This is a genomic window from Phenylobacterium sp. (assembly GCF_046590535.1).
Taxonomy (GTDB): Bacteria; Pseudomonadota; Alphaproteobacteria; order Caulobacterales; family Caulobacteraceae; genus Phenylobacterium.
On the sequence record NZ_JBKJTG010000074.1, the window covers coordinates 1 to 7,669 of the forward strand.

Annotated in this window: 9 protein-coding genes; 7 read left to right on the top strand and 2 right to left on the bottom strand. The window is 66.5% G+C overall.

The features are described from left to right. The 5 genes from ACLL81_RS04400 to ACLL81_RS04420 form a co-directional block, all read left to right on the top strand. A partial coding sequence (locus ACLL81_RS04400) for a nitroreductase family protein (protein WP_411287129.1) occupies window positions 1-381 on the top strand: 381 nt, incomplete at its 5' end. Window positions 382-489: 108 nt separating this feature from the next. After that, window positions 490-1,665 carry an amidohydrolase family protein gene (locus ACLL81_RS04405; RefSeq protein WP_411287130.1) on the top strand — a complete coding sequence of 392 codons (1,176 nt, stop codon included), beginning with the start codon at window positions 490-492 and terminating at the stop codon, window positions 1,663-1,665. Window positions 1,666-1,785: 120 nt separating this feature from the next. Next, window positions 1,786-2,400: a DUF6644 family protein gene (locus ACLL81_RS04410; RefSeq protein WP_411287131.1), complete on the top strand. Its 615-nt coding sequence runs from the start codon at window positions 1,786-1,788 to the stop codon at window positions 2,398-2,400. After that, window positions 2,397-3,221, top strand: a complete 825-nt coding sequence (locus ACLL81_RS04415) for a DUF6644 family protein (protein WP_411287132.1) — start codon at window positions 2,397-2,399, stop codon at window positions 3,219-3,221. The genes ACLL81_RS04410 and ACLL81_RS04415 overlap by 4 nt, the downstream gene beginning before the upstream one ends. Before the next feature lie 145 nt (window positions 3,222-3,366). Then, window positions 3,367-3,660 carry a glycine zipper 2TM domain-containing protein gene (locus ACLL81_RS04420; RefSeq protein WP_411287133.1) on the top strand — a complete coding sequence of 98 codons (294 nt, stop codon included), beginning with the start codon at window positions 3,367-3,369 and terminating at the stop codon, window positions 3,658-3,660. Here the strand turns inward: ACLL81_RS04420 and ACLL81_RS04425 are convergent. Both ACLL81_RS04425 and ACLL81_RS04430 read right to left on the bottom strand, forming a co-directional pair. Further along, a complete protein-coding gene (locus ACLL81_RS04425; RefSeq protein ID WP_411287134.1) occupies window positions 3,657-5,267 on the bottom strand; it encodes a peptide ABC transporter substrate-binding protein in 1,611 nt (536 codons plus the stop codon). The genes ACLL81_RS04420 and ACLL81_RS04425 overlap by 4 nt on opposite strands. Window positions 5,268-5,333: 66 nt before the next feature. After that, the gene (locus ACLL81_RS04430; protein ID WP_411287135.1) at window positions 5,334-5,606 is read right to left on the bottom strand and encodes an usg protein; all 273 of its coding nucleotides are present in this window, start codon (window positions 5,604-5,606) and stop codon (window positions 5,334-5,336) included. Between the two features lie 218 nt (window positions 5,607-5,824). Between ACLL81_RS04430 and ACLL81_RS04435 the strand changes: the two genes are divergently transcribed. Next, window positions 5,825-7,096 carry an LLM class flavin-dependent oxidoreductase gene (locus tag ACLL81_RS04435; protein ID WP_411287136.1) on the top strand — a complete coding sequence of 424 codons (1,272 nt, stop codon included), beginning with the start codon at window positions 5,825-5,827 and terminating at the stop codon, window positions 7,094-7,096. A gap of 11 nt (window positions 7,097-7,107) precedes the next feature. Beyond that, window positions 7,108-7,669 (top strand): alpha/beta fold hydrolase (locus tag ACLL81_RS04440; RefSeq protein ID WP_411287137.1); only part of this gene is annotated, 562 nt, incomplete at its 3' end.

Sequence of the window (7,669 nt, forward strand, 5' to 3'; positions counted from 1 at the left end):
GCCATGGGGATCGCGCGCGAGGACAAGGACATGCGCCAGGACTGGGTGCTGCGCGGCTTTCGCCAGTTCGATGCGCCTGTCTGCGTAATCGTGACCTATGACCGCGCACTGGACGGCAGCGACGACACCCCCTTCGACTGCGGCGCTGTGACCACCGCCCTGGTCAATGCCGCGTGGTCCCGCGGGCTGGGCGCCGTGGTCAACAGCCAGGGCATCATGCAATCGCCGGTGGTGCGCGAGCATGCCGGGATCGCCGACGATCAGGTGATCATGAAAAGTATCGCCCTGGGCTGGCCCGATGAAAGCTTCCCGGCGAATGCGGTCGTGTCCGAACGCAAGTCAGTGGCTGAAGCGACCGTGTTCGTCGGTTTCGACGACTAGGCGCGTCCGGAATGTGACTCCCGCCCGACGGCGCCGCATACTCTTCCGGACGCCATGCGCCACCCGCCTGACCGGCGCGGCGAGAGCGCGGGCGGTGGGGAGGATGCCATGGCCTATGCGCCCGCCAGCCGCGCCTATTACGATGCGGACAGCCACATCATGGAGCTCCCGTCCTTCCTGAAGGACTATGCCGACCCGGGCCTGCGCGACGAACTGCCGGAGGTGAGCTATGCGGCCTCCATCGTCACCGACGAGGAGGTGGCGGTGATCGTCGGCCAGGGCGGCCGGCACAGCGCTCAGCACGTCGCCGCCCAGATCGCGCTGGGCGACCGGCTGATCGAGTCTTCCAAGGAAATCCAGGCTCTGGGCGCCTTCAACAGCGCCGACCGGTCCAAGGCCGTGGACCTGCTGGGCTTCCGCCGCCAGCTGGTTTTCGCCACCCACAGCGTGGCCATGCCGTTCTCCGCCAGCTCCAAGCTGGAGCCCCGCCTGCGCTATGGGGCGGCCCGGGCGCACAATCGGCACATGGCGGCTTTCTGCCGCGACGACGACAGGCTGATGGGGGTGGCGGTGATCCCCCTGGACGATCCGGACCTGGCCATGGCCGAGCTGGAGCTGGCCCTGGAGGGCGGCCTGGCGGCGGCCTGGATTCCCCACCGGCCCTGCGGCGACCGCTCCCCCGGCCATGTGGACCTGGACCCGTTCTGGGCGCGGCTGGCGGAGACCGGAACGCCGTTCCTGCTGCATGTGGGCGGCGCGCCTCTCCAACTCGCCCGGGCCTGGATGAACAACGGCCGCGCGGCCACCAAGGACTGGCTGGGCGGCGGCGAAAACCTGCGGACCAAGGACATCGCCCTGTTGCACGAGGGGCCGGAGGCGTTCCTCACCATGCTGGTGCTGGACGGGGTGCTGGAGCGCCACCCCAGCCTGCGCGGGGCCAGCGTCGAACTGGGCGCCGGCTGGGTCCCGGAACTGCTGCGCCGCCTGGACTGGGTCGTGAAGCACTGGAGCCGCAACGACGCCAACCTGCAGGGCTGGACCCGCACGCCGTCGGAGCAGATGACCCAGCAACTGGCCTTCACCCCCTTCGTCTTCGAAGAGGTGGGGAACCTGATCGACCAGTCGAACCCGGACCTCTACCTGTTCTCCAGCGACTATCCGCACATCGAGGGCGGGCGAAATCCCATCGGCCGGTTCGAGGCGGCCATGGGCGAACGCAGCGACGCGATGCGCGACAAGTTCTATGCGGAGAACTTCCTGCGCATCTTCCCTGGGGCCCGCTGAGGCCCGTCCGCGCTCGGTTATTGCTGCGCGGTTGCAAGAATGAGCTATTGCGGCAAAGCGTGGCGGCTAGGCGTGAGCGCGCGGGCGTGAAATAGAAGATCGGGTACGGGGAGACGGCCGTTGCTGCGTGAATTCCTGGTCTGGCTACAGACCGAGCTGGGCAAGGGGAGCGGTGAGCTCGCCCAGTCCTGGAGCGAGGCCCTGGTGGGGTCGCTGAACTTCTGGGGCCTCCTGGAAGGCACCCACGTCCTCGCCCTGATGCTGTTCGCCGGCACCATCTTCGTGGTGGACCTGCGCCTGCTGGGGGTCACGTTCCGCAAGACGCCGGTGTCGGTGATCAGCGACCGGGTGCTGCCGCTGACCGTGTTCGGCTTGGTCCTGATGGTCATAACCGGCCTTGGCTTGTTCTATGCCAAGCCATTGGTTTATTACCACAATATCTGGTTCCGGGTGAAGCTGATGTTCATCGCGCTGGCGATTATCAACATCATGATCTTCCACCTGCGGGTGCAGCGGAACCAAGCGGCCTGGGACTTGGCCGAGCGCCCGCCATTCGCCGCCCGGGCGTCCGCCGCCATCTCCATCGTCGCCTGGATCGCGGTGATCGCGACCGGCCGCTTCATCGCCTACGACTGGTTCGAGTGCGGCAAGCCGCTGTCCGGCTTCATGAACGCCGCCCAGTCATGCGCGGCCTCGGAGAAGGGCGCCGTCACCCTGCCGGAGCCGCCGAAATGACGATCGAGCAACTGCTCCCGCAACTGGCGCCCTGGGTCGCCAATCTCGAGAACGTCTGGCCGGCCACCTTCATCAAGCCGCAGTTCGCCCAGTGGCAGGTGCTGCACATCCTGTCGCTGGTAGTGCTGGGCGGCACGACCATCATCCTCAACCTGCGCCTGATCGGCGCCGGTGTGACGTCCGAGCCCCCGTCAGAGATCCACCGCAACCTGCGCACCTGGCTGGCCGTGGGAGTCATCGGCATCGTGGTCTCCGGCGTGCTGATCGGCATGGCCAACGCCGAGCGGCTGTACAACTCCCAGGCCTTCACCGTGAAACTCCTGGCGCTGGTGGCCGGGGTGATCTTCACCTACGGCGTCAGCGTGCCGGTGGCCAAGGCCGATGGCCTGGTGAGCCGGCGCTCGAAGCTGTTCCTCGCCCTAGGCGCCGCGGTTTGGGGGCTGGGCTTGTGGATTTTTGCCACCGCCGACCTGATCAATCCGGGCCTCTGGCACCTGATCAGTGCGGGCGCCCTGGTGGTGCTGTTCGTGGCCCAGGGGCGGCTGCGTTGGGCCTATCTGGCGGGCCTCCTGACCCTGATCGTGGTCCACTTCGTCTCGACCCACTTCGTGATCAAGCCGGACGACTACGACCGGTTGAATCCCGTGAACATCGCGTTCGCCTGGGTGTTCGCCGTCTGGATCGCTGGGACCGCGCTGCTTCAGCTTCTGCGCGCCGGGAGCACGCCGCAGGGCGGACCGCTGACCCGGGCTGTGGGCTACGCCACCATCCTGGTGTGGGTGACGGCCGCCGCCGCCGGCCGCTGGATCGCCTTTGCCTGAGGCCCAGCGCCTCACAAGGGACCGCAACAAGGCCTTAGGTCAGCCGGGGACGGGACACGGGCGCTTGCGCCTTCGGCAACCTTGGAGGCGCGCAGGGGTTCTATGGCTCACGCGTGTAGACTCGCTGACTTAAGGAGACCATCCCGTGCGCAAGTTCATCACTGCGGCCTTCGCCTGCTCGGCCCTGTCCATGGCAGCCGTTCCCGTGGCCGCCGAAGCGCAGAGCCGCTATCGCGTCTGCGAGAACGTCAACGTCAAGAAGAAGGCCAATACCGGCACCCTGATCGGCGCGGTCGGCGGCGGCTTGCTTGGCAACGCCGTGGCCTCCAGGGGCGTCAAGACCGAGGGCACAGTGCTGGGCGCCGGCGTCGGCGCGGTGGTCGGTCATCAGGTCGCCAAGAAGAACGCTCAGAAGAAGTGCCGGTGGGTCTACCGTTAAGAGGCCTGGGACTTCACGCAGAGCCACCGCGCGCGGTGGAAGTTCTCTGAGTTGTCCACCCATCCGGTGACGTTGGGCCTGACCAGGGCCCGGTTCACCACGAAGAAGAGCGGTGCGATCGCCTCATCGTCGAGCATCACCTGCTCGGCCCGCGAGAGGAGGGTCGCCCGCGCTTTCGCATCCGGCTCCCGGTCGGCGGCGGCCAGGAGGGCGTCGTAGGCCGGGTTGTCGTAGTCTCCATAGTTCTGGCCACCGGTCTGTGACTGCATGAGCTGCAGGAAAGTGACGGGGTCATTGAAGTCGGCGTACCAACTCATCGACCCGACTTGGAAATCCCGCTCGCGGTAGGCGGCGAAGGCGATCTGGCTCTCGTTCTGGGTCAGCGACACATCCACCCCAATGGACCTCCAGTCGGCCTGCACAGCCTCCATCAGCAGGAGCGTGTCGTTGCTGTTCGCCGACTTGATGGTGATCCTCAGCGGCCGCTCCGGCGTGTAGCCGGCCTGGGCCAGGAGGCGCCGCGCCTCCGCCTGCCGCTGAACGAAGGACAGGTGCGCCCACTTCGTCTTCGGGCCAGACGCGTAGTTGTCCGTCCCCGGCGGCACGAAGGCGTAGGCCGGGACCTGGCCGGCGCGAAGCAGCTTTTCGGAGATGAAGTCGCGGTCGATGCTCTCTGAAAGCGCCCGGCGGACCCTCACGTCCTTGAACGCGGCCACGTCGCGGGTGTTGAACGACAGATAGGCGGTGGCCAGGGACAGGTGGGTGCGCACGGCGTCCGGCATGGTCTCGCGCAGGCGGCCGATCCGGTTCGACTGGAAGGTGGTGTTGATGTCCAGCTCACCGCGCTGGATGCGGCGTTCGGCGCTGACCGCGTCGTTGGTGGGGTAGTAGTTGATCCGGTCGACGCAGACATTTGCGGCGTCCCAGAAGCGCGGGTTCTTGGTCACCTGCACATGGTCGCCGAGGCGCCAGCTCACTAGCTGGTAGGCGCCGTTGGAGACGTAGCGGCCCGGCTGAACCCAGTCGTCGCCCCATTTCTCGACCGCATGGCGTGGCGCCGGGAAGAAACTCTGGTGCGCGAGGAGTTGCGGCAGGTAGGGCGCCGGATGCTCCAGGGTCAGCTCAAGGGTCTGGGGATCCAGCGCGCGGACGCCCAGGCTGTCCGGTCCGGCCTTGCCCTCGTTCACCAGCTGACCGTTCTTCAGGATGTAGACTAGGTAGGCGTAGATCGAGGCGGTCTCCGGGGCCAGGATTCGGCGCAGGGCGAAGACGAAGTCATCGGCGGTGAACGGGTGGCCGTCGGACCAGGTGGCTGGCCGCAGGTGGAAGGTCCAGGTCAGCCCGTCGGGGCTGGTCTCCCAACGTTCCGCCATCCCCGGCACGATGCTGGAATCCGGCGCCTCGGTGGTCAGGCCCATCATCAGGTCGGAGATGATCGCGGCTTCCCGGGTCAGGTTGGCTTTCTGTGGGTCGAGGGTCGCTGGATCCAGCTCGTTGCCGTACTCCAGGCAGACCTTGCCGGTCGGGCAGGCCGGCCGTTGGACCTTGCCCTGGCAGGCGCCCAGCGCCAGCGCGCAGCTAAGGAGGACGGCTAGCGGCTTGCTCAACGTTGGGCCTCGTGGCGACGCGGGGACCCCATCAGTCCACGGGGACAGGGCCCTTGTCGAGGTGGCTCAGTGCAGCCGGAACTCCGCGTCGATGACCGCGAGCTGGGCGGGCCTGACCAGCTGGCAATGGCCGACCGTCACCTTGAACAGCGGCCCGTCGAGGCCGTGGGTCCAGAAGTCGAGAAACCGCTTCAGCTCGGGGAAGTCGGGAAACAGGTCGTACTCCTGCCAGATGTAGCTCTGCAGCAGGGCCGGGTGGTCGGGCATCCGGTAGAGGATTTCGGCCGTGGTCAGGCCGTAGCCCTCCAGCTGCTTGCGGAACTCCGGGGAGGCCTTCATGGGATACCTCGATTGGCGAGAACCAGCGAACGGTATGTGCGATTCGAAATGAATAGCTCGTAAATACAGTGGTTTAGCACTCAGTATGCGGGACTGCTGCCAAATGCGGGGGAATCCGGCCGGCTCCCGGAACATCTGCCGCTTGGCGCCGGGGCAGGAGAGGTTATCGTTGTTCAGGCAGCCGCCCGGCAGAGGCGGACCTCCGGAGGACGCGCGCCATGAAGTTCACCTGGTTCAACCTGATGCCGTGGCCGGACCTGCCGGACGACTTTCGGGAAAAGCACCGCTCGGTGTGGGTGGATATCGACCAAGAACTGTTCGATCCGGTCAGAAGCCACGAGGTCTACAACACCTACATGGACCTCCTAGAGTACGCCGGGACGGTGGGCTTCGACGGGATCGGGGTGAACGAGCATCACCAGAACGGCTACGGTATCATGCCCAGCCCCAACATCATCGCCGCCGGCCTGGCGCGCCGCACCACGGACACCGCCCTGGTAGTGCTGGGCAACTCCATCGCGCTCTACAACCCGCCGGTCCGGGTGGCCGAAGAGTTCGCCATGCTGGACTGCATCTCCGGCGGGCGGCTGGTGGCGGGCTTCCCGGTGGGCACCTCCATGGACACCAACTACTGCTACGGCCAGATCCCGTCGCTCACCCGGGAGAAGTACGCCGAGGCCCACGAACTGATCATCAAGGCCTGGACCACCCGTGAGCCGTTCGCCTTCAACGGCCGCTACAACAAGCTGCGCCACGTCAACATATGGCCCCGGCCGATTCAGCAGCCGCATCCGCCGATCCACATCCCCGGCGGCGGGTCGGTGGAGACCTACGACTTCTGCATCGACAACACCTACTCCTACTCTTACCTCAGCTTCTCCGGGTACCTGCGGGCCCAGGCGCTGATGACCGGCTACTGGAACCGGGTCGAGGAGCGCGGCGCGCCGGACAACAGCCCTTACCGCGCCGGCTTCGCCCAGACGATCCTGGTGGCCGATACGGATGAGGAGGCCGAGCGGCTCTATTCCGAACACGTCAGCTATTTCTACAACCGCTGCCTGCACGTCTATCCGGGCTTCGCCGACGCGCCGGGCTACCGGACCATCAAGACCATCCAGACCGGCGCCCTGTCGCAGTACGCCCCGCCGCGCGGCGGCTATACCCAGCTGACCTGGAAGGAACTTACCGAGCAGGGCCACGTGATCGCGGGTTCGCCCGAGACCGTCCGCCAGCGGATGGAGGAGCTGATCAAGGGGCTGAACGTCGGCAACATCTTCTGCCTCATGCACGTGGGGAACATGCCCGCCGACAAGTGCATGTATTCCACCAAGCTGTTCGCCGAGAAGGTGATGCCCAAGCTTCGGAACATGTTCCCCGACTGGGACGACGACAACCGCTTCTGGACCAGCCCGCTGGCCAAGCGTGTCACCTCGGGCAGCCTGCCGAAGGAGGCGCCCACCAGCGCCGAACTCGCCAAGACCTACGCGTGAGGGAGGCGATCATGGAACTCAAGACAGTCCAAACCCAGCACGTCCCGGTCCGCTATTTCGAAGGCGGCTCGGGCCCCGACCTCGTCTTCCTGCATGGCGCCGGGGGTGTCACCGCCGAGGACCCGTTCCTCAACGCCCTGGCCGAAAAGCACCACGTCTACGCCCCGTTGATCCCCGGCTACGGCGACAGCGAGGAGTGCGGCGAGATCCGCGACATGCTGGATTTCACCCTCCACACCTGGGACGTGGTGGCCGCTCTGGGCCTGAAGAATCCGATCCTGGTGGGCCACTCCATGGGCGGCATGATCGCCGCCGAGATGGCCGCGATAGCCCCCAATGACGTCACGCGTCTCGCGCTGATCTGCCCGGCGGGGCTGTGGACCGACGACCACCCGGTGGCCGACATGTTCTCGTTGATGCCCTATGAGATGCCGCACTACCTGTTCCATGACGCCGCCGCCGGGGCCGCGATCCTGACGGCGGGGCGCAATGTCGAGGACCCCAATTTCCTGCAGACCTATCTGGTGACCAACGCCCGCCAGCTGGGCATGGCCGGTCGCATTCTGTTCCCCA